The organism is Burkholderiales bacterium (genome assembly GCA_036262035.1).
In the GTDB taxonomy this organism is placed as follows: domain Bacteria; phylum Pseudomonadota; class Gammaproteobacteria; order Burkholderiales; family SG8-41; genus JAQGMV01.
Genome location: DATAJS010000013.1, coordinates 129,502 through 148,485, shown reverse-complemented (window position 1 = coordinate 148,485; position 18,984 = coordinate 129,502). Strand labels below are relative to the sequence as shown.

18 protein-coding genes are annotated in these 18,984 nt (G+C 66.6%); 13 read left to right on the top strand and 5 right to left on the bottom strand.

What is annotated here, in order from left to right; all coding sequences use genetic code 11:
- The first annotated feature begins 15 nt into the window (after positions 1-15).
- From VHP37_16135 to VHP37_16125, 3 genes are read left to right on the top strand one after another with little or no spacing between them, the layout of a single operon-like run.
- Complete coding sequence (locus tag VHP37_16135; protein HEX2827883.1) at positions 16-1,506, top strand: NADH-quinone oxidoreductase subunit M; 1,491 nt, start codon at positions 16-18, stop codon at positions 1,504-1,506.
- 8 nt (positions 1,507-1,514) lie between these two features.
- A complete protein-coding gene (nuoN, locus tag VHP37_16130) occupies positions 1,515-2,963 on the top strand; it encodes an NADH-quinone oxidoreductase subunit NuoN (GenBank protein HEX2827882.1) in 1,449 nt (482 codons plus the stop codon).
- A complete protein-coding gene (locus VHP37_16125; protein ID HEX2827881.1) occupies positions 2,960-3,514 on the top strand; it encodes an NUDIX hydrolase in 555 nt (184 codons plus the stop codon). The genes nuoN and VHP37_16125 overlap by 4 nt, the downstream gene beginning before the upstream one ends.
- 68 nt (positions 3,515-3,582) lie before the next feature.
- Here the strand turns inward: VHP37_16125 and VHP37_16120 are convergent, their stop codons facing one another.
- Positions 3,583-5,523 carry an EAL domain-containing protein gene (locus tag VHP37_16120; protein HEX2827880.1) on the bottom strand — a complete coding sequence of 647 codons (1,941 nt, stop codon included), beginning with the start codon at positions 5,521-5,523 and terminating at the stop codon, positions 3,583-3,585.
- A 198-nt stretch (positions 5,524-5,721) separates the two neighbouring features.
- The gene (locus VHP37_16115; protein ID HEX2827879.1) at positions 5,722-6,654 is read right to left on the bottom strand and encodes a crotonase/enoyl-CoA hydratase family protein; all 933 of its coding nucleotides are present in this window, start codon (positions 6,652-6,654) and stop codon (positions 5,722-5,724) included.
- Between the two features lie 304 nt (positions 6,655-6,958).
- On the opposite strand from VHP37_16115, the gene VHP37_16110 reads away from it, so the two are divergent.
- From VHP37_16110 to VHP37_16100, 3 genes are all read left to right on the top strand, one after another.
- Positions 6,959-9,088 (top strand): AMP-binding protein, encoded by a 2,130-nt coding sequence (locus tag VHP37_16110; protein ID HEX2827878.1) that lies wholly within the window; start codon positions 6,959-6,961, stop codon positions 9,086-9,088.
- Between the two features lie 85 nt (positions 9,089-9,173).
- Entirely contained in the window at positions 9,174-9,632 is a 459-nt protein-coding gene (locus tag VHP37_16105) for a cytochrome c (GenBank protein ID HEX2827877.1), read from the top strand.
- A complete protein-coding gene (locus tag VHP37_16100; GenBank protein ID HEX2827876.1) occupies positions 9,602-10,528 on the top strand; it encodes a cytochrome c in 927 nt (308 codons plus the stop codon). The genes VHP37_16105 and VHP37_16100 overlap by 31 nt, the downstream gene beginning before the upstream one ends.
- A gap of 77 nt (positions 10,529-10,605) precedes the next feature.
- On the opposite strand, the gene arfB is transcribed toward VHP37_16100, so the two are convergent.
- Positions 10,606-11,028, bottom strand: coding sequence for an alternative ribosome rescue aminoacyl-tRNA hydrolase ArfB (gene arfB / locus VHP37_16095; protein HEX2827875.1), 423 nt, complete (start codon positions 11,026-11,028; stop codon positions 10,606-10,608).
- A 57-nt stretch (positions 11,029-11,085) separates the two neighbouring features.
- Between arfB and VHP37_16090 the strand changes: the two genes are divergently transcribed.
- Genes VHP37_16090 through VHP37_16080 form a run of 3 tightly spaced genes read left to right on the top strand, consistent with a single transcriptional unit; the run spans position 11,086 to position 12,421 of the window.
- Positions 11,086-11,439, top strand: coding sequence for a DUF6152 family protein (locus VHP37_16090; GenBank protein HEX2827874.1), 354 nt, complete (start codon positions 11,086-11,088; stop codon positions 11,437-11,439).
- Complete coding sequence (locus VHP37_16085; protein HEX2827873.1) at positions 11,439-11,930, top strand: DUF6644 family protein; 492 nt, start codon at positions 11,439-11,441, stop codon at positions 11,928-11,930. The genes VHP37_16090 and VHP37_16085 overlap by 1 nt, the downstream gene beginning before the upstream one ends.
- A complete protein-coding gene (locus VHP37_16080; GenBank protein HEX2827872.1) occupies positions 11,927-12,421 on the top strand; it encodes a disulfide bond formation protein B in 495 nt (164 codons plus the stop codon). The genes VHP37_16085 and VHP37_16080 overlap by 4 nt, the downstream gene beginning before the upstream one ends.
- A 68-nt stretch (positions 12,422-12,489) precedes the next feature.
- On the opposite strand, the gene VHP37_16075 is transcribed toward VHP37_16080, so the two are convergent.
- Positions 12,490-12,696, bottom strand: coding sequence for a YdcH family protein (locus VHP37_16075; protein HEX2827871.1), 207 nt, complete (start codon positions 12,694-12,696; stop codon positions 12,490-12,492).
- A 165-nt stretch (positions 12,697-12,861) separates the two neighbouring features.
- Here VHP37_16075 and VHP37_16070 point away from each other — a divergent pair, with 165 nt between their 5' ends.
- Together VHP37_16070 and VHP37_16065 are read left to right on the top strand one after the other, a co-directional pair.
- A complete protein-coding gene (locus VHP37_16070; protein HEX2827870.1) occupies positions 12,862-13,323 on the top strand; it encodes a (2Fe-2S)-binding protein in 462 nt (153 codons plus the stop codon).
- On the top strand, positions 13,320-15,467 hold the full coding sequence (locus VHP37_16065) for a molybdopterin cofactor-binding domain-containing protein (protein HEX2827869.1): 2,148 nt from the start codon (positions 13,320-13,322) through the stop codon (positions 15,465-15,467). Before VHP37_16070 ends, VHP37_16065 begins: the two co-directional genes overlap by 4 nt.
- A 56-nt stretch (positions 15,468-15,523) precedes the next feature.
- Here the strand turns inward: VHP37_16065 and VHP37_16060 are convergent, their stop codons facing one another.
- Positions 15,524-15,721 carry a hypothetical protein gene (locus VHP37_16060; GenBank protein ID HEX2827868.1) on the bottom strand — a complete coding sequence of 66 codons (198 nt, stop codon included), beginning with the start codon at positions 15,719-15,721 and terminating at the stop codon, positions 15,524-15,526.
- Positions 15,722-15,811: 90 nt separating this feature from the next.
- Here VHP37_16060 and VHP37_16055 point away from each other — a divergent pair, with 90 nt between their 5' ends.
- Positions 15,812-16,768: a threo-3-hydroxy-L-aspartate ammonia-lyase gene (locus tag VHP37_16055; GenBank protein ID HEX2827867.1), complete on the top strand. Its 957-nt coding sequence runs from the start codon at positions 15,812-15,814 to the stop codon at positions 16,766-16,768.
- On the top strand, positions 16,768-18,807 hold the full coding sequence (locus VHP37_16050; protein ID HEX2827866.1) for a fused MFS/spermidine synthase: 2,040 nt from the start codon (positions 16,768-16,770) through the stop codon (positions 18,805-18,807). The genes VHP37_16055 and VHP37_16050 overlap by 1 nt, the downstream gene beginning before the upstream one ends.
- Positions 18,808-18,984: the final 177 nt, after the last annotated feature.

Below are 18,984 nucleotides of genomic sequence, written 5' to 3'. Positions count from 1 at the left end.
TTTCAGGGAAGCTCAATGCAGGGTTCGTCGCTACTCTCCTTCGCGATCTGGGTGCCGATCGTCGCCGGCTTCGCCGTGCTGACGACGGGCTCCGACCGCCACGCCGGCGTCGCCCGCGTCGTCGCCCTGGTCGGCGCGGTGCTCGGCTTCATCGTGACGATCCCGCTCTACACCGGCTTCGACGCCACCCAGAGCGGCTTCCAGTTCGTGCAGTACAAGCCGTGGATCGAGGCGTTCAACGTCAACTACCACCTCGGCATCGACGGCATCTCGCTGCTGCTCATACTGCTCAACAGCTTCACGACGATCCTCGTCGTCGCCGCCGGCTGGCAGGTGATCCAGGAGCGCGTCGCGCAGTACATGGCGGCGTTTCTGTTCCTGTCGGGGTTCATGAACGGCGTGTTCGCCGCGCTCGACGGCCTGCTGTTCTACGTCTTCTTCGAGGCGACCCTGATCCCGATGTTCGTCGTGATCGGCGTCTGGGGCGGCCCGAACCGCGTCTACGCGGCGCTCAAGTTCTTCCTCTACACGCTGACCGGCTCGCTGCTCGCGTTGATCGCGATCATCTATCTCTACAACGCGTCGGGCGGCAGCTTCGCGCTCGCCGACTGGTACCAGCTCCAGCTTCCGCTGGACGCCCAGCGCCTGATCTTCCTCGCGTTCTTCGCGGCTTTCGCGGTCAAGGTGCCGATGTGGCCGGTGCACACCTGGCTGCCGGACGCCCACGTCGAGGCGCCGACCGGCGGCTCGGTGGTCCTCGCGGCGATCATGCTGAAGCTGGGCGGCTACGGCTTCCTGCGGATCTCGCTGCCCATCGTCCCCGACGGCAGCCAGGACCTCGCGTGGTTCATCATCGCGCTGTCGCTGATCGCGATCGTGTACATCGGCCTCGTCGCGCTGGTCCAGTCCGACATGAAGAAGCTGATCGCCTACTCGTCGATCTCGCACATGGGATTCGTGACGCTGGGCATCTTCATCTTCAACGCCCAGGGCGTCGAAGGCGCGGTCATCCAGATGGTCTCGCACGGCTTCATCTCGGGCGCGCTGTTCCTCTGCGTCGGCGTGCTCTACGACCGCCTGCACTCGCGCCAGATCGCGGACTACGGCGGGGTCGTCAACAGGATGCCGGTGTTCGCCGCGCTCTTCATGCTGTTCGCGATGGCGAACTCCGGCCTGCCGGCGACGAGCGGCTTCGTCGGCGAGTTCATGGTGATCATGGGGGCGATGAAGGAGAACTTCTGGTACGCGTTCGCGGCCGCGACGACGCTGATCTGGGGCGCCGCCTATACGCTGTGGATGTACAAGCGCGTAATCTTCGGCGGCGTCGCCAACGACCACGTCGCGCACCTCACCGACATCAACCTGCGCGAGTTCCTGGTGCTGGGGGCGCTCGCCGTCGCGGTGCTGTGGATGGGCATCCATCCGGCGCCGTTCGCGGACGTGCTGCACGTGTCGGTCGACGACCTGCTCGCCCACGTCATGCAGTCCAAGCTCACCGCGCCCTGAGAACGTAAATGGATTACATACAGCCCCTCTGGCCCGCGTTCCCCGAGCTCTTCCTGCTGCTCGCGGTCTCGGTCATCCTGATCGCGGACCTCTTCATCAAGGAAGAGAACCGCATCGTCACCTACGGCCTCACCCAGGGCGCGCTGTTCTTCGCGATCGTCATCACGTGGATGTGGGCGACGCGCGAGCCGATCTACACCTTCAGCGGCATGTTCGTCGACGACTTCATGTCCGACGTGCTGAAGCTCATCGTGCTGCTCTCGGTCATGCTGGTGCTCGCGTACTCGCGCGCGTACCTGGGCTCGCGCGACATGTTCAAAGGCGAGTTCTTCGCCCTGATCCTGTTCGCGACGCTCGGCATGATGATCATGATCTCGGCCAACCACCTGCTCGTGCTGTATCTCGGGCTGGAGCTCATGATGCTGTCGCTGTACTCGATGATCGCGCTCCAGCGCGACTCGGCGACCGCGACCGAGGCGGCGATGAAGTACTTCGTGCTGGGCGCGCTCGCCTCGGGCCTGCTGCTCTACGGCATGTCGATGATCTACGGCGCGACGGGGACGCTCGAGATCACCGAGCTCGCGCAGATCATCTCCGAAGGCAGCACGGTGAGCACCGTGCTCGTGTTCGGGCTCGTGTTCCTCGTCGCAGGCATCGGTTTCGAGCTCGGCGCAGCCCCCTTCCACATGTGGGTGCCCGACGTCTACCACGGCGCGCCGAACGCGGTCGCGCTCTTCGTCTCCAGCGTGCCCAAGCTCGCGGGCTTCGCGCTCATCATCCGGCTGCTCGGTCAGGCGCTGGGCGATGAGCAGCTCGTACTGCACTGGCAGCAGATGCTGATCGTCATGGCGGTGCTCTCGCTGGTGATCGGCAACATCACCGCCATCGTGCAGACGAACCTGAAGCGCATGCTCGCGTACTCGACGATCTCGCACATGGGCTTCGTCCTGCTCGGCGTGCTCGCCGGCGACGACAACGGCTTCTCCGCGGCGATGTTCTACATGATCGTCTACGTGCTGACGAACCTCGCCGCGTTCGGGATGCTGCTGCTGCTCTCGCGCGCCGGGTTCGAGGCCGACAACCTCACCGACTTCAAGGGCCTCAACCAGAGGAGCCCCTGGTACGCCTTCATGATGCTGCTGGTCATGTTCTCGATGACCGGGATCCCGCCGATGGTGGGCTTCTATGCCAAGCTCGCGGTGCTGCAGGCGGTCCTCAACGCGGGCTTCCTCGGGCTCGCGGTGCTGGCGGTGCTGTTCTCGGTGGTGGGCGCGTTCTACTACCTGCGCGTCGTGAAGCTCATGTACTTCGACACGCCGGACGACACCACGAAGCTCGCCCCGACCGCCGACGTGAAAGCGCTCATGAGCCTCAACGGCGCGGCGCTGCTCTTCTTCGGCATCGTCCCGCAGCCGCTGATGGCCATCTGCCTGTACTCGATCCAGGCGTCGCTGTGAGCGGCGGCGACTTCACCGAGACCACCCTCGACAGCGAGAGCATCTTCGAAGGCGTGCTGCTGCACGTGAGGAAAGACCGCGTGCGCCTGCCGAACGGGCACGAATCGGTCCGCGAGTACATCGAGCACCCCGGCGCCGTCGCCATGCTCGCGTTCGTCGACGAACGCACGATCCTGCTCGAGCGCCAGTTCCGCTATCCGCTGCGCCGCCACTTCATCGAGCTGCCCGCGGGCAAGATCGACAAGGGCGAGGAACCGCTCGCCACCGCCAAGCGCGAGCTCATCGAGGAATGCGGGTACGAGGCCGCCGACTGGCGCCACCTCGGCACACTGCACCCGGCGATCGGCTTCGCCGACGAGCACATCGAGCTGTTCGAGGCGCGCAAGCTCACCCACGTCGGGCACAAGCTCGACGACGACGAGTTCCTGGACGTGATGAAAGTCGACGTGCTGGAGGCGGTCGAGTGGATACGCCAGGGGAAGATCACCGAGCCCAAGGCGATCTTCGGGCTCATGTGGGCGGAGAAGCTCGTCAGCGGCCACTGGCGCTGACGAGCAGTGTGAGTGTTGAGTGTTTAGTTAAAAGCTGCCACCGCGCCACTCAACACTAAACACTCCGCTTATTGCGCGCCCGCTTTTGCGCGCAATAAGCGCTTCGTCGCCATCTGCACCGTGTCCTCGATGGGCAGCGGCTTCCTGAACATGAAGCCCTGGCCGTACTGCGCGCCGATGTCGGTGAGCACCTTCAGCGCCTCGGGCGATTCCACCCACTCGGCGACGACCTGCTTGGAAAGGCCTTTGGCGACGTCGTTCAGCGCGCGCACGAAGAGGCGGCTGCCTTCGTCGGTGGCGAGGTCGCGCACGAAACCGCCGTCGATCTTGAGGTAATCGACCTCGAAGCGCTTGAGGTAGTAGAACGAGCTGAAGCCCGCCCCGAAGTCGTCGAGCGCGAAGCGCGATCCGATGTCCTTCAGCTTCTTGATGAACGAGAGCGTCACGTCGATCTCGGACATCGCCGCGGTCTCGGTGATCTCGAAGACGAGCTGCGTCGGGTCGACCTGCGTCCGGTTGAGCAGCATCATGAAGCGCCGCACCCAGTGCGGGTCGGAGATCGACACCCGCGACAGGTTCACGAAGTAGCGCGTTTTCTTGCCGAGCTGGTTGTTGTCGCGGATGAAGTCGAGGAGCTTCTCGACCACCTGCAGGTCGAGCTCCTGCACCAGCGACAGCGACTCGGCGTGCTCGATGAAGGTCGACGGCAGGATGAAGCCGCCCTGGTCGTCTTTCAGCCGTACCAGCACTTCGTGGTGCACCGCCTTCTGGTCCTTGAGCCGCACCACCGGCTGCGCGAACAGCGCCACCCGGTCGTCGTCGAGCGCGTCGCGCAGGCGCTTTGCCCAGTGGATGCGCTTGTGCGTGCTGCGCATGTTGTCCGACGACTGGTCGAACAGCATCTGGCGGTTGCGCCCGACTTCCTTCGCCTGGTACATCGCGATGTCGACATTCGAGAACAGCGTCGGCACGTCGCTGCCGTGGAAGGGGTAGAGCGCGATCCCGCACGAAGCCGACAGGTTCGAAACCACGCGCTGGTCGCTTTCCTGGAAGCGGTAGTGGCGGATCGCGTCGAGCGCGCACTCGGCCGCTTCGCTGGCCTGCTTGCGCAGCGCCTCGGGGATGTGGATCGCGAACTCGTCGCCGCCCAGCCGGTAGAGCTCGCCCTCGCAGTTCCTCGCGACTTCCCTGAGCACGCTGCCGACGCCGATGATGAGCTGGTCGCCGGAGCGATGCCCGAAGTTGTCGTTGACGTACTTGAAGTGGTCGATGTCGATGAAGAGGAGGGCGCCGACGCCGCCGTCCGCGATCGCCATCTCCAGGCTGCTTTGCAGGCTGTGGCGGTTCGGCAGGTCGGTGAGCGGGTCGTGCAGCGCGAGGTGCTCGATGCGCTCGGTCGCAAGGTGCTGCTCGGTGATGTCGCGCGCGGTGCCGCGGATGCCCTTGGGCTCGCCGTTCTCGTCGTAGGTGAGGCGCGCGTTGATCCCGATCCAGCGGTTCTCACCGTCCGCGGTCATCACGTGGGTCACGTAATTCTTGACCTCGCGCTTCTTGCGCAGCGCGAGCAGGAAGCGGCGGTTGGCGAGGTGTGCGTCGCCGGCTTCGAAATTGAAGAAGCAGCGACCGATCAGGTCCTGCGGCGCGAGGCCGAAAATCTCGTAGGACGCGGTGTTGAGATAGGTGAAGCGACCTTCCGCGTCGGTCGACCAGATGAGGTCGTGGGAGGTCTCGACCAGGTCGCGGTAGCGGTTCTCGCTCTCCAGCAGCAGCTGTATGATGCGGCGCTTCTCGGCGAGCGCGCGTTTGACCGTCGCCAGCTCCTGGGACGTCTTCTCGGCGCTTGCACCGCCGAATCCGGACGCGGCGAGGCGGTCGATCAGCTCCTTGGAATAGCGGCGGTGCCCGCCGGACGTGCGCAGCGCCACCAGGACTCCCTGCTCGTCCCAGCGGCGCAGCTTTTGGATCGGAATAGAGAGCAGCTCGGACGCTTCTTGTATGCTGTATTCCATAGGGCAAAGCCGTCGATGGAACTCCTCCCCGGCCCTGCCGCTGGCAGGCCCCCCTGTCCGGGGATGCCCTACCAGTGTATCAATGACGCCGGTCGAAAGTAAGAACCTACTTTCGACCGCGATCAATTAGCACGCGCGGCTCGAGGCGGCTCGGCGCCGCGCGTGCTGAAAAAGCTACGAAAGAACGGTGGCGCCGTCCTAGTGAACCGCGTGGGTCTCGCCCAGGCCGTTTTGCCGCGACACCAGGCGCTGCATGAGCTTCAGATCGCGCAGGTTGATGCGCAGCGCGGCGTCGACCCAGATGTTGACGACGTCGAGCAGCTCTTCGAACGTGATCGAGTGCACGCGGCGGCGCGTCGCGGCGAGCGCGGCCAGGCCGTTGCGCATGCGCGCGCGGCGCTTGATCAGCGCGGCGACTTCGGCTTCGCCCTGGCCGTCTTCGGCGATCGCATCGACCACGCCCAGCGCGAGCATTTCCTCGGCCGTGTAGACCTTGCCGCTGGTGATGATCTCCTCGGCCTTGCGCTGGCCGACCTTGCGGTCGAGGAAGGAATAGGCGCCCATGCCGGGGAAGAGGTTGAACATGATCTCGGGGAAGCCGAAACGCGCGCTTTTCTCGGCCACGATGACGTCCGACGACAGCGCCGCCTCGAAGCCGCCGCCGAGGCACTCGCCCTGCACCAGCGAGATCGTGGTCACCGCCTTGAGCTCGTGCGCGATGTAGTTGCGATACAGCACGTCGATGCACGCGCGGCCGTAGCGCTGCAGTCCGGCCCGGTCCTGCGCGCCGATGAGCTGTTTGAAGAGATCCAGGTCGCCGCCGAGCTGGAATACGCCGGGCATGCCCGACGCGAGCACCACGTACTCGATCGGGTGCTCTTCGCCGTTGACTTCGAAGTGACCGCCGGTGTTGGTCAGGAAGTCGTAGTAGGAGCGGATGTCGGCGAGCAGGCTCGGGTTGAAGCACGGGCGCGGATCGGCGGTCCAGCGCGACCACACCGCCCGCGTCGCGGTGTCGAAGTGCGCCGAGAGCTGCTCCGAGAACTTGAACTCGAGCCCGTTGGGGACGAGCGTCGTGGTGTCGGGCAGGTGGCGAGCTTCGAGGATGGCGGCGGGGATGTGCATTTCCATGGTGTTTCTCCGGCGGCTGAGTGTGAGTACTGCGCGGGTATCCGTTCGTATGGGGGCGATTAAAAATCACGGTTCGAGAAAACGCAAATCTAACAATTTGTTAGATTTCTCTTTTCGCCTTTGACGCCAAGTACTTGGTGCAATGGGTCGCCGCAATGGGAAAACCGCTGAATCGAGAATTTTTTGTGACATGGGCAGGGCCGCCGCGGCGCATGAAGTCGTGCGTCGCGCGTTTGACGGACCCGCACCGACCGGCTAAAAGTAGGAAAATAGGCAAGTCAGACACTTAAACGCGATATTTAAAGTGATACGCCCACTCCTGCGCGTCGGTTTGCGCGTGCTGCTCCGGGTGCGCCTGACCGGCGACGTCGCAGCACTCGAAGGCGGCCACAGGCTCGTGGTGGCGAACCACGATTCGCTGCTCGACGGCGTCTTGCTCGGGCTGTTCCTCCCCGGCAACCCGACGGTCGTCCTGCCGCGGGAAGCGCTGCGCCACCCGCTCGTTCGCCTGTTCGCGGCCGCGGTGAGGTTCGTGGTGCTCGATCCGACGCGGCCGCTCGCGCTGAAGCGCCTCATCCGCGAGGTCCAGCGGGGCGGCACCGTCGCGATCTTCCCGCAGGGTCGCGTGACGACCACCGGCACGATGATGAAGGTCTACGATTCGGCCGGCCTCATCGCCGCGCGCTCCGACGCGGTCATCGTTCCGGTCCACATATCGGGCACGCTCTATTCGCGCTTCGCCGCGGTCGGCGGGGAATATCCCAAGCGCTGGCTCCCGCGCGTCACCCTGACGGTGCAGGCGCCGCTCAAGATCTCCACGGCCTCCAGCGTGAGCGCGCGCGACCGCAGGGCGCGTCTCGCCGACGAGATGCTCAAGATCCTGCAGCGGATGATGTTCGACGCGCGTCCGCGGCAGACGCTGTTCGAGGCTCTGCTCGACGCTACGAGGCTCTACGGTCCGTCGACACGCATCATCGAAGACCAGAGGCAGGGGCCGGAGTCGTATCGCAGCCTGTTGCGCGCCGCCGTTGCCATCGCGCGTCTGACGGCGGCCGCGACCAAGCCCGGCGAGATCGTCGGCGTGATGCTTCCCAACCTCTGGACGACGGTCGCGCTGGTCTTCGGCTGCACCGCCAACCGCCGCGTCGCGGCGATGCTCAATTACAGTGCGGGGCCCGAGGCGATGTACGGCGCGTGCGTCGCGGCGGGCATCAAGACGATCGTCACCTCGCGCGCCTTCGTGCGGATCGCGCGGCTCGAGCCGGCGCTGCGCGTGCTCGAAGGCATGACGCTGGTCTACCTCGAGGATCTGCGCGAAGAGATCCGGCTGACCGACAAGCTGTGGGTGGTCGCAGCCATGCTCGCCCCGCGGCGCATGCTGCCGCCGCCGGATCCGGACGCGATCGCGATCGTGCTCTTTACGTCCGGCTCCGAAGCGCGGCCCAAAGGGGTGGCGATCACGCACGACGCGATGCTCGCCAACATGGCGCAGATGCGCGCGATCATCGACTTCGGGCCCAACGACAAGTATTTCAACGCGCTGCCGATGTACCACACCTACGGGCTGACGGCGTGCACGCTGATGCCGATCCTGTCGGGAACGAGGCTCTTCCTCTACACCACGCCGCTGCATTACCGGCTCATTCCGGAGCTCGCGTACACCCGCGACGCGACCTATCTCTTCGGCACGAGCACCTTCCTCGCGAATTACGCGAGGCAGGCGAGCCCCTACGACTTCTACAAGGTGCGCTGCGTGGTCTGCGGCGGCGAGAAGCTCAACGCCGAGGTCGAGTCGCTGTGGCTGCACAAGTTCGGGCTGCGCATCATGGAAGGCTACGGCGCGACCGAGTGCGGCCCGACGATCTCGCTCAACACGCCGCTCAACTACCGCCGCGGGACGGTCGGCCGGCTGCTGCCAAGGATCGAGCACCGCATCGTCGCCGTCTCGGGCATCACGCGCGGCGGCGCGCTGCACGTGCGCAGCCCGCATCTCATGGCAGGCTATTTCTTCTACGACGAGCCCGGCGTGCTGCACCCGCCGCGCTCCGAGGTCGGCGCGGGCTGGCACAACACCGGCGACGTCGTCGAGATCGACGACGACGGCTACGTCACCATACTGGGCCGGGTGAAGCGCTTCGCGAAGATCGCGGGCGAGATGGTCTCGCTCGAGCTCGTGGAGCGCATCGCCTACGGCGCTTCGCCCGACCACAAGCACGCGGCGACGGTGGAGCAGGCGAGGGGCAGCGGCGAGAGCACGGTGCTCTTCACCACCGATGCCAAGCTCGACCGCATGGCGCTGGTGAAATCGGCGCGCGCGCTGGGCGCGCAGGACCTCGCCGTCGCGCGGCGCATCGTCAAGGTCGCGTCGCTGCCGCTGCTCGGCAGCGGCAAGACCGATTACGTGACGCTGAAGACGATGGCGACCCGCGGCTAGCGGGCAGGGAATAGCCGGGTCCCGCGTATTGTTATAGGCTGTGCGGCGCCGCCGTTTTCGAGCCAACCAATCGCCAGGAGCACCGATGAATAAAAGACTCACAACCCTCGTCTTCGCGGCCGTCGCCGGGACCGCCGTGACGCTGCCGGCGTTCGGCCAGGCGAAGCCCGATACGCTCGTCAAACAGCGCCAGTCCGCGATGGTCCTCCAGGGCAAGTATTTCGGTCCGCTGAATCTGATGGCGCAAGGCAAGATCCCGTACAACCAGCAGGTGGTCGTGCGCAACGCCGCCTACCTCGACGCGCTGTCCAAGATGCCGTGGGACGGCTTCACCGACAACACCAAGGGCGAGAAGAGCCGCGCGCTGCCGGCGGTGTTCAGCGACAGCGCGAAGTTCAAGCAGGCCTACGAGCGCTTCGAGTCCGAAACGAGCAAGCTCGCCCAGGTTTCCAGGAGCGGCGACGAAGCGAGCGTGAAATCGCAGATCGCGGCCGTCGACAAGGCGTGCTCGGCATGCCACGACGATTTCCGCGAGAGGCGCTGATTTCCGATCTCGCCGCGCGCGCCGCGGCCGCCGCAATCATCGCACTCGTGCTCGTCGGCCCGGCTCGCGCGCAAGGCGGCGCATCGACCACGCCCGCGGGCGACGCCAAACGCGGCGAGTACCTCGCGAAAGCCGCGGGCTGCCTCGGTTGCCACACCGAAGAGAAGAAGGACGCGACGCCGTTCGCCGGCGGCCGCGCGCTGAAGACGCCGTTCGGCACGTTCTACGGTCCGAACATCACGCCCGATCGGAAAGCCGGAATCGGCAACTGGACCGAAGCGAACTTCGAGAAGGCGCTGCGTCACGGCGAGCGTCCGGACGGCGCGAACTACTTTCCGGCATTTCCGTATCCGTCGTTCACGCAAGTGTCCGACGCCGACGTGCGCGACCTGTGGGCGTACCTGCGGTCGCTGCCGCCGAGCCCGCGCGCGAACCGGGCGCACGACCTCGGCTTCCCGTACGGCTACCGCTTCCTCGTCACGCCGTGGAAGTGGCTGTTCTTCAAATCGGGTCCGGCGGCGGCCGACCCCAGGCTCGATGCCGTCCGGCAGCGCGGCCGCTACCTCGTCACCGCGCTCGGCCACTGCGGCGAGTGCCATACGCCGCGCAACTTCCTCGGCGGCACCAAAGCCAGCCGCTTCCTCGCCGGCGGCAAAGGCCCCGAAGGCAAGAACATCCCGAACCTCACGCCGACGCGGCTCAAAAAATGGAGCGACCAGGAGATCAAGGATTTCCTGGTGAACGGGATGTACTCCGACGGCGACGTGCCCGCCGAAGCGATGGCGGAAGTGATACGCAACACCACGAGCAAGCTCACGCCCGCGGATCTCGATGCGATGGTCGCTTACCTGCGCACCGTTCCTGAGCTCCCGGAGGAACCGAAAGAGAAGAAGTAAGCCGCAGGCTCGCTGCGCTCGCGCTCGCCGGTTACGCCAAGGAGGGAAACCAAGGTTTCCCTCCTTGCTTACAAACTTCAATCCAGGCCAGGTCGGGAGCGGCGGGCGGCTTTCGTATCCCCGCGCTTTTTCTTCTCGTCCAGGCGGCGTTTTTTCGCCGCGCGCGTCGGCTTGGTCGCGCGCCGTATCTTCACCGGCCGCGCGGCTTCGGCGATGAGCTCGACCAGCCGCTGCACCGCGTCGGCGCGATTGCGGCTCTGCGAGCGATGGCGCTCGGCGGTGATGACGATGACGCCCTCGCTGGTCGCACGCGCGCCCGCCAGCCGCAGCACCTTCGCGCGCACGCGCTCCGGCAGCGACTTTGATCCCGCGGCATCGAAGCGCAGCTGCACCGCGGTCGATACCTTGTTGACGTTCTGCCCGCCGGGGCCCGACGAGCGCACGAAGCGCTCTTCGATCTCCGAATCGTCTAGCGCGATGTCGTGGTTGATCCTGATCATGGCGCAGTAGAATAGCCTTTGCTGTTTTTTGCCGCAGTTCTTTCCACGGACTTTCCCATGAAGATCGTCACTGCGACTTTCGTTCCGCTGCTCGCGCTCGGCCTCGCCGCGCTGGCGCACGCGCACCACGGCTGGAGCGAGTATGACAGCGGGAACACGCTGAAGCTGTCCGGCGTCATCAAGGAAGCCGGCTACGAGCATCCGCACGGTCACGTGCGGCTGGAGACGCCCGGCAAGACGTGGCACGTCGTGCTCGCGCCGCCTTCGCGCATGTCCGCGCGAGGCCTCTCCGCCGCGGAGCTCAAGCCCGGGACCAAAGCCGACGTGGTCGGTTATCCCAACCGCAGCAAGCCCGAGGAAATGCGCGCCGAGCGCATCACGGTCGGCGGCAAGACGGTCGAGCTGCGCTGATGCAGGCCGCGGCCGGCGGTCCGCTCGCGACGCTGGAGGCGCTGCCGCTCGCGGTGGCGATGCGGCAGGAGCTGTGGCTTTACCCGGCGGTCGAGATCGCGCACATCGCGGGCTTCGTCGTGCTCGTGGGATCGATTACGGTTCTCGATCTGCGGCTGCTCGGCATCGGACGCTCGCTGTCGGTGCGCGCGCTCACGCGCCACACCGTACCGTGGAGCGCCGGCGCTCTGGTGCTCATCGTGCCGACCGGTCTCCTGATGTTCACCGCCCACGCCTTCGATTTCGTCACCAACCGCGCATTTCAATTGAAGCTGCTGCTCATCCTTTGCGCCGCGATCAATGCGGCGCTGTTTCACCTGGGCGCCTATCGTTCGGTGCAGGCGTGGGATTACGACGCGGCGCCGCCGGCCGGCGCGCGGGCGCACGCGGGGTTGTCCCTCGCGCTGTGGTTCAGCGTCATCGCGTGCGGACGGCTGCTCGCTTACGTATGACGCCTCGTATCGGTTATCTCGTCGGTTTCCTGGTGTGCGCCGGACTGATCGGCTTCGCGCTCTATCTCCAGCACGTGCAGGGCGAAGATCCGTGTCCGCTGTGCATCCTTCAGCGCATCGCATTCATCGCGATGGGGGCGGTGTTTCTCGTCGGCGCGCTGCACGGTCCTGCGCGGCGCGGTGCGATCGTCTACAGCACGCTCGCGGCGATCGCGGCAACCATCGGCGGCGCGATCGCGGGACGGCAGGTATGGCTGCAGATGCTGCCGAAAGACAAGGTGCCCGCGTGCGGCCCCGGGCTCGAGTACATGCTGGACCGCTTTCCGCTGTCGCAGGCTTTACAGAAAATACTGGCGGGATCGGGCGAATGCGCGGAAGCCGGATGGCGCTTCCTCGGACTGACGATCGCGGGATGGTCGCTGGTGTGGTTCGTGGTGCTCGGCGTATTCGCGATCGTGATCGCGGTACGCGCGCGACCGCGCAGAGCGTAATGCGGGTGAAATGCTGCAATAACGCGCACGCTGCACGCGAGGACCGCGGCAGCGTGACGCGCCTGGCGTCAGGCCGGTATGTCCGGCGTGAGCTGACGTTCTAGCTGAGCGATCTGGTCTTTCAGATGAAGCTTGCGCTTCTTGAGGCGTTGCAGCTGCAGTTGATCCTGGACGGCGCTTTGCGAGAGGCGGGATATGACGTCATCGAGGTCTCGGTGCTCGAGGTGCAGCTGGTCGATACGCTGCCGGAGCACTTCGCCGTCGGTGGTATGCATCATGGGATGGTTCCTCCATACCGACTTTGACGGGGCCAGTATAGACCCAAAGAAAACAAAAAACGAGAAGTGCCGGCACGCGTTGCCGCGTGAGCATACGGCACGTTTTTTTCCAGAACGTGAAACCGCGCAGCGGCCATGCCGCAGCGTGATGAGGAGGCAGGAATGTCGCTGGTTCTGAACGTGAACGGGACGAAGCACGAGGTCGCCGCGGACCCCGAGACGCCGCTCCTGTACGTCTTGCGCAACGACCTCAAGCTGAAGGGCGCCCGCTTCGGCTGCGGCCTCGGCCAGTGCGGCGCGTGCACCGTGATCGTCGACGGCGACGCGGTGCAGTCGTGCGACGTGCCGGTGAGCGCCGTGGCGGGCAAGTCGATCACGACGATCGAAGGCATCGGCACTGCCGCGGACCCGCACCCGCTGCAGCGCGCCTTCATCCGGCACCAGGCGGGACAGTGCGGCTATTGCCTGTCGGGCGTCATCATGAGCGCCAAGGCGCTGCTCGACGCGCGGCCGCAGGCGACCGACGACGAGATCCGCGAAGCGCTCAAAGGCAATCTCTGCCGCTGCGGCACGCACACGCGCATCCTGTCCGCGATCCGCACCGCCGCCGGGGAGACGCCATGAGCCCAGGGCGCAAGCTTCCCGGAAGCCTCGAGACCAATCCCGCGCTCGACCAATGGCTTTCGATCAATGCCGACGGCACGATCACCGTGCGGCCCGGCAAGGTCGAGATCGGCCAGGGCATCCTGACCGCGCTCATCCAGATCGTCGCCGAGGAGCTCGACGTCGATCCGGCGCGGATCAGGCTGGTTCCCGCCGCGACGACGCTGTCCCCGAACGAAGGCATCACGTCGGGCAGCCGCTCGATCCAGGAGTCCGGCATCGCGCTGCGCTTCGCCGCGGCCGAAGCGCGTGAGCTCCTGCTCGGCCGCGCCGCCGAGCGCCTCGGCGTCACGCTCGAGCAGCTCACCGTGAAGGACGGCACCGTTACCGCGCGCTCCGGTGGCAGCACTACGTATTGGGAGGTCGCCGATGCATCGCTGTTGCGACGCAACGCGAGCGGCGAAGCGCGGCCCAAGAGCGCCGCCGACTACGCGCTGATCGGGCAGTCGATCGATCGTATCGATCTGCCTGCCAAAGTTCGCGGCGCGCCGGTCTACGTGCACGATCTCGACCTGCCGGGGATGGCGCACGCGCGCGTGGTGCGGCCCGCCGGCCCCGGCATGACGCTCGGCGCGCTCGATGCGGCCGAAGTCGTAGCGATGCCCGGTGTGGTCGAGGTGGTGCGCGACGGCGCGTTCCTCGGCGTCGTCGCCGAGCGCGAAGAGCAGGCGATCCGCGCCGCGCGGCGGCTTGCGCGCATTGCGAATTGGGAAGGCGGCGGCAAGCTGCCTGGAACCGATCCGCGCTACCTGCTGGAGATGGAGACCGAAGACGAGGTCGTGAAGGAGGTGGGTGCACCGGTGACCGGCGACGGCCTGCGCACCTTCAACGCGGAAACCGTTGCGGGTGACGGTTTCCGCACTTTCAAGGCCGAGTATTCGCGGCCGCACACGGCCCATGCATCGCTCGGGCCGTCGTGCGCGGTGGCGCAATACAGCGGCGGCCGCTATACGCTGTGGACGCACAGCCAGGGGATCTTCCCGCTGCGCGCCGACCTGGCGAGCGCGCTCGGCGTCGACGAGACGACGATCGAGATCGCGCACATGGAAGGCGCCGGCTGTTACGGCCATAACGCGGCCGACGACGTCGCGTGCGACGCGATCCTGTTCGCGCGCGCGGTGCCCGATCGGCCGATCCGCGTGCAATGGAGCCGTGAGGACGAGTTCGGCTGGGAGCCGTACGGCTCGCCGATGGTGGTGCGCACCGAGGCTGCGCTGACCGCGGACGGCACCATCGCGAGCTGGACGCTCGATCTCTGGAGCCACGGCCACAGCACCCGTCCCGGCGGCAAGGGCGGCGTCAACCTGCTCGGTGCGTGGCATCTCGAAAAGCCGGTCAAGGCGGCGCGGCCCGGCAATCCGCCGCTCCCGGCGGGCGGCAGCCACCGCAACGCGGTGCCGCTCTACGACTTCCCTGCCTTACGCGTGACCAACCACCTGGTGCGCACCGCGCCGATCCGCACGTCGGCCTTGCGCTCGCTCGGCGCACACGCGAACGTGCTGGCGATCGAGTCGTTCATGGACGAGCTCAGCGTCGCCGCGGACGTTGACCCGGTCGAGTTCAGGCTGCGCCATCTCAGGGACGCCCGTGGCCGGGCGGTGATCGAGAAAGTCGCGCAGATGGCGGGCTGGAAGAGCAAGGAACAGGGCGACGGCGAGCGCGGCCGGGGGATCGGGTTCGCGCGCTACAAGAACCTCGGGTGCTACGTCGCGGTGATCGTCGAGGTGGCAGTCGCCGAGGAAGTGCAGGTGAAACGCGCCTGGTGCGCGGTGGACGTGGGTCAGGTGATCAGCGCCGACGGGACGATCAACCAGATCGAGGGCGGCATCGTGCAGACCGTGAGCTGGACGCTCAAGGAGCGCATCACCTACGATCGCGAGACGGTCACCAGCCGCAACTGGGACGACTATCCGATACTCACGTTCCCGGAGGTGCCGCAGGTTTTCGTGGAGCTCATCGACCGGCCGGAGCTGCCGCCGCTGGGCGCGGGCGAGGGGACGCAGGGTCCGGTCGCCGCGGCGATCGGCAACGCGGTCTACAACGCGATGAAGGTGCGGTTGCGCGACATGCCGTTCACGCGCGAGCGGCTGATCGCCGCGATGTAGCGCAGGCGCCTCGCCTGCATGAAAGGCCGTTTTTGCTGCAGGCGGGGGCGCCTGCGCTACAAGGAGGTATAGATGCGGCTGAGGAACGCTGCGGCTTCGGCGTCGCTCCGTGCCGCCGGGGCTTCGTCGCGCGTCATGCCGCGCGTGCGCTCGACCGACCATTGGAGGAGGTCGAGGACGGGGTTCCAGCCGGTGCTCAGGAGCTCGTCGCCGTAACGGCTTTCGTCGGATTCAAGGTCTTCGCGTCTGGTCATGGTCTCACCTGACCCGCAATTAGACACAAGGTATATGTCGGCATTCTGATGCCGGTTCTTGAGGGGAGAGAGGACTTGGGTCACGAATCGATGCCGGTAACCTTCGACGACGTCGTCGTCGCGGCGAGCGTGCTGCAGGGCAACGCGCACCGCACGCCGGTGCTGACCTCACGCACCGTGGACGCGCGAACCGGGGCCCGGGTCTACTTCAAGTGCGAGAACCTGCAGCGCGGCGGCGCGTTCAAGTTCCGCGGCGCCTACAACGCGCTCTTCCACCTGTCGGCCGCGGCGCGCAAGCGCGGGGTGGTGGCGTATTCGTCGGGCAACCACGCGCAGGCCGTGGCGCTCGCCGGCCGCCTGCTCGGGGTGCCGGCGATCATCGTAATGCCCGCCGATGCCCCGCAGGTGAAGATCGACGCCACGCGCGGCTACGGCGCCGAGGTCGTGCTCTACGACCGGGCGAAAGACGACCGTGTAGCGATCGCGTCCCGGCTCGAGCGCGAGCGCGGCGTCACCCTCGTCCCGCCGTTCGACCACCCGCACATCGTCGCCGGGCAGGGCACCGCGGCGCTGGAGCTGGTCGACGAGGTCGGGCCGCTCGATCTCCTGCTGGTGCCGTGCGGCGGCGGCGGTCTCGTGTCGGGCTGCGCGATCGCGGCGCACGGACGCCATCGAGAGACGCGCGTGATCGCGGTCGAGCCGGCCGCGGGCGACGACGTGCAGCGCTCGTTCAGGTCGGGCACCATCCAGCGCGTGGACAATCCGGATACCATCGCCGATGGCGCGCGCACCTCCGCCCCGGGCGCGATCACCTTCCCGCTGATCATGAGCCACCTCGCGGACGTGCTGACCGTCGACGACGACGAGCTGCTGCGAACGATGTGGTACCTCTGGGAGCGCCTGAAGATCGTCGTCGAGCCCACCGGCGCGCTTGGCGCCGCGGCGCTGCTCGAAAACAAGGTCGACGCCCGAGGTCTCAAGGTCGGCGTCGTCATCTCGGGCGGCAACGCCGACATCGCCCAACTCTGCCGCAGCTTCCGCGACTGATGCGACTTTACGCCGCGACGATCTTCCTCTCAGCGTTCCTGCTTTTTCTCGTTCAACCCATCATCGCCAAGCAGATCCTGCCGTGGTTCGGCGGATCCGCCTCGGTCTGGGCGACGTGCCTGGTGTTCTTCCAGACCGTGCTGCTGTTCGGCTACGCCTATGCCGACTGGAGCACGCGCTCGCTCAAGCCGCGCGGCCAGGCGATCCTGCACGTCGGCCTGCTCGCGCTCAGCCTCGCGCTGCTGCCGATCATTCCCGACGCGCGCTGGAAGCCCGGCGCGGACGCGAGCGGTCCGGCGATGGCGATCCTCGCGCTGCTCGGCGCGACGATCGGGCTCCAGTACTTCCTGCTGTCGACGACCAGCCCGCTGGTGCAGGCGTGGTTCTGGCGGCGCTACCACCACGCGGTGCCGTATCGGCTCTTCGCCCTGTCCAACTTCGCGTCCTTGCTCGCGCTGCTCGCGTACCCCGTCGCGATCGAGCCGGTGCTGACGCTGGTGCGCCAGTCGGTGTCGTGGTCGGCCGCGTACGCGGTGTTCGCGGTGCTGTGCGCGGCGACCGCGCTGGTGACGCTGAAGCACACGACCGCGCAGAGCACCGACGAGCTCTCGGAAGCCGCTGCCGCCGACACCAGCCCGCCGCCGTCGCTCGCCACGCGCGCGCTGTGGGTCGCGCTGGCGGCGATGAGCTCGTGCCTCCTGCTCGCGGTCACCAACCATCTCACGCAGAACGTGCCGTCGATCCCGTTCCTGTGGGTGGTGCCGCTGTCGCTGTACCTGATCACCTTCATCCTGTGCTTCGACCATCCGCGCTGGTACGTGCGTCCGTTCTTCCTCGCGGCCGCGGCGGTCATGCTGCCGATCATGGCGTGGTACATCGAGTCGCTCGATCTGTGGCTCGCCGCGCCCCTCTACGCGGCGGGGCTGTTCATACTCTGCATGGTCTGCCACGGCGAGCTCTATCGGCTGCGGCCGGGACCGCGCCACCTCACCACGTTCTACCTGATGATCGCGGTCGGCGGCGCGCTCGGGGCGCTCGCGATCGGGCTGGGCGCGCCGTTCGTGCTCCACGGTTACTACGAGCTGGCGATCACGCTCGGTTTATGCGCGCTGCTCTTCGCGTGGCGCGCGCGCGGCGCGCACGCGCTGGTGACGTTCGGCGCGCTCGCGGTCTGCGCGGCGACCGTGGCCATCGCGGCGTACGAGCTGCGCGACTACCGCACCGACATGCGCGTCATGGTTCGCAATTTCTACGGCGTGGTGCGCACGCGCGATTTCCACGACCCGATCAACTTCCGCTCGATGTATCACGGCGCGATCAACCACGGCGGTCAGTTCCTCGATCCGCAGTACCGGCGGCTGCCGACGACGTACTTCGCGACGACGAGCGGTTACGGCCGGGTGTTCGCAAGCCTGCCGCCGGCGCCGCGCAAGGTGGGCGTGCTCGGCCTGGGCGCGGGCGCGCTCGCGGCGTACGCCCGGCGCGGCGATACCTTCCGCTTCTACGAGATCGATCCTCAGGTCGCGGCGGTGGCGGTGAGCGAGTTCAGCTTCCTGCGCGACGCGCCCGCGCAGACCGACATCGTGCTCGGCGACGGGCGCCTGTCGCTGGAGCGCGAGAGCCCGCAGAACTACGACGTCCTCGCGATCGACGCGTTCTCCGGCGATTCGATCCCGATGCACCTCATCACGCGCGAGGCGTTCGCGAGCTACGTCAGGCACATCAAACCCGAAGGCGTGATCATCTTCCAGGCGACCAACCGCTTCGTCGACATCGCGCCGGTGGTGGAGCGGCTCGCGGCGGAGTTCGGCTACACCGCGGTGATGGTGACCGATTTCCCGGACAACGGTAAAAGCCCTGTCGATTACTGGCTGTCGCACACCGATCAGATCGTCGTCACGCGCAACCGGGCGCTGCTGAACGCCGACGCGATCCGCTCGGTCGCGCAACCGTTGAAGCCGCGTCCCGGCTTTCGCGTGTGGACCGACGACTTCTACAACCTCGTGCACGTGCTGAAGGGGTCGAAGCAATACGAGTGAGCAAGGCGTTGTTGAACGCAGAGGCGCGCGGAGAAAAGCGTTGAGCGCGGTGCAAGCTTTGTAGGGTGCGTGGTGACGCACCGCTGAAGGCCCCGCCGGCGCAACGCCGTCGGCTTGTTCATTCTTTGCGCAGTGCCAAGAAAAGCCCGGGAACCCGCAGTGAAATACAGTGTCCGC

Bases quoted from the DNA above. Each gene is read 5' to 3' on its own strand.
- VHP37_16115 (HEX2827879.1), bottom strand. From the start codon at position 6,654: ATGGAAATGCACATCCCCGCCGCCATCCTCGAAGCTCGCCACCTGCCC.
- VHP37_16100 (HEX2827876.1), top strand. From the start codon at position 9,602: ATGCCACGACGATTTCCGCGAGAGGCGCTGATTTCCGATCTCGCCGCG.
- VHP37_16055 (HEX2827867.1), top strand. From the start codon at position 15,812: ATGCCGGTAACCTTCGACGACGTCGTCGTCGCGGCGAGCGTGCTGCAG.
- VHP37_16085 (HEX2827873.1), top strand. From the start codon at position 11,439: ATGCAGGCCGCGGCCGGCGGTCCGCTCGCGACGCTGGAGGCGCTGCCG.
- VHP37_16120 (HEX2827880.1), bottom strand. From the start codon at position 5,523: ATGGAATACAGCATACAAGAAGCGTCCGAGCTGCTCTCTATTCCGATC.
- VHP37_16060 (HEX2827868.1), bottom strand. From the start codon at position 15,721: ATGACCAGACGCGAAGACCTTGAATCCGACGAAAGCCGTTACGGCGAC.
- VHP37_16080 (HEX2827872.1), top strand. From the start codon at position 11,927: ATGACGCCTCGTATCGGTTATCTCGTCGGTTTCCTGGTGTGCGCCGGA.
- VHP37_16135 (HEX2827883.1), top strand. From the start codon at position 16: ATGCAGGGTTCGTCGCTACTCTCCTTCGCGATCTGGGTGCCGATCGTC.
- VHP37_16090 (HEX2827874.1), top strand. From the start codon at position 11,086: ATGAAGATCGTCACTGCGACTTTCGTTCCGCTGCTCGCGCTCGGCCTC.
- VHP37_16070 (HEX2827870.1), top strand. From the start codon at position 12,862: ATGTCGCTGGTTCTGAACGTGAACGGGACGAAGCACGAGGTCGCCGCG.
- arfB (HEX2827875.1), bottom strand. From the start codon at position 11,028: ATGATCAGGATCAACCACGACATCGCGCTAGACGATTCGGAGATCGAA.
- nuoN (HEX2827882.1), top strand. From the start codon at position 1,515: ATGGATTACATACAGCCCCTCTGGCCCGCGTTCCCCGAGCTCTTCCTG.
- VHP37_16050 (HEX2827866.1), top strand. From the start codon at position 16,768: ATGCGACTTTACGCCGCGACGATCTTCCTCTCAGCGTTCCTGCTTTTT.
- VHP37_16075 (HEX2827871.1), bottom strand. From the start codon at position 12,696: ATGCATACCACCGACGGCGAAGTGCTCCGGCAGCGTATCGACCAGCTG.
- VHP37_16065 (HEX2827869.1), top strand. From the start codon at position 13,320: ATGAGCCCAGGGCGCAAGCTTCCCGGAAGCCTCGAGACCAATCCCGCG.
- VHP37_16105 (HEX2827877.1), top strand. From the start codon at position 9,174: ATGAATAAAAGACTCACAACCCTCGTCTTCGCGGCCGTCGCCGGGACC.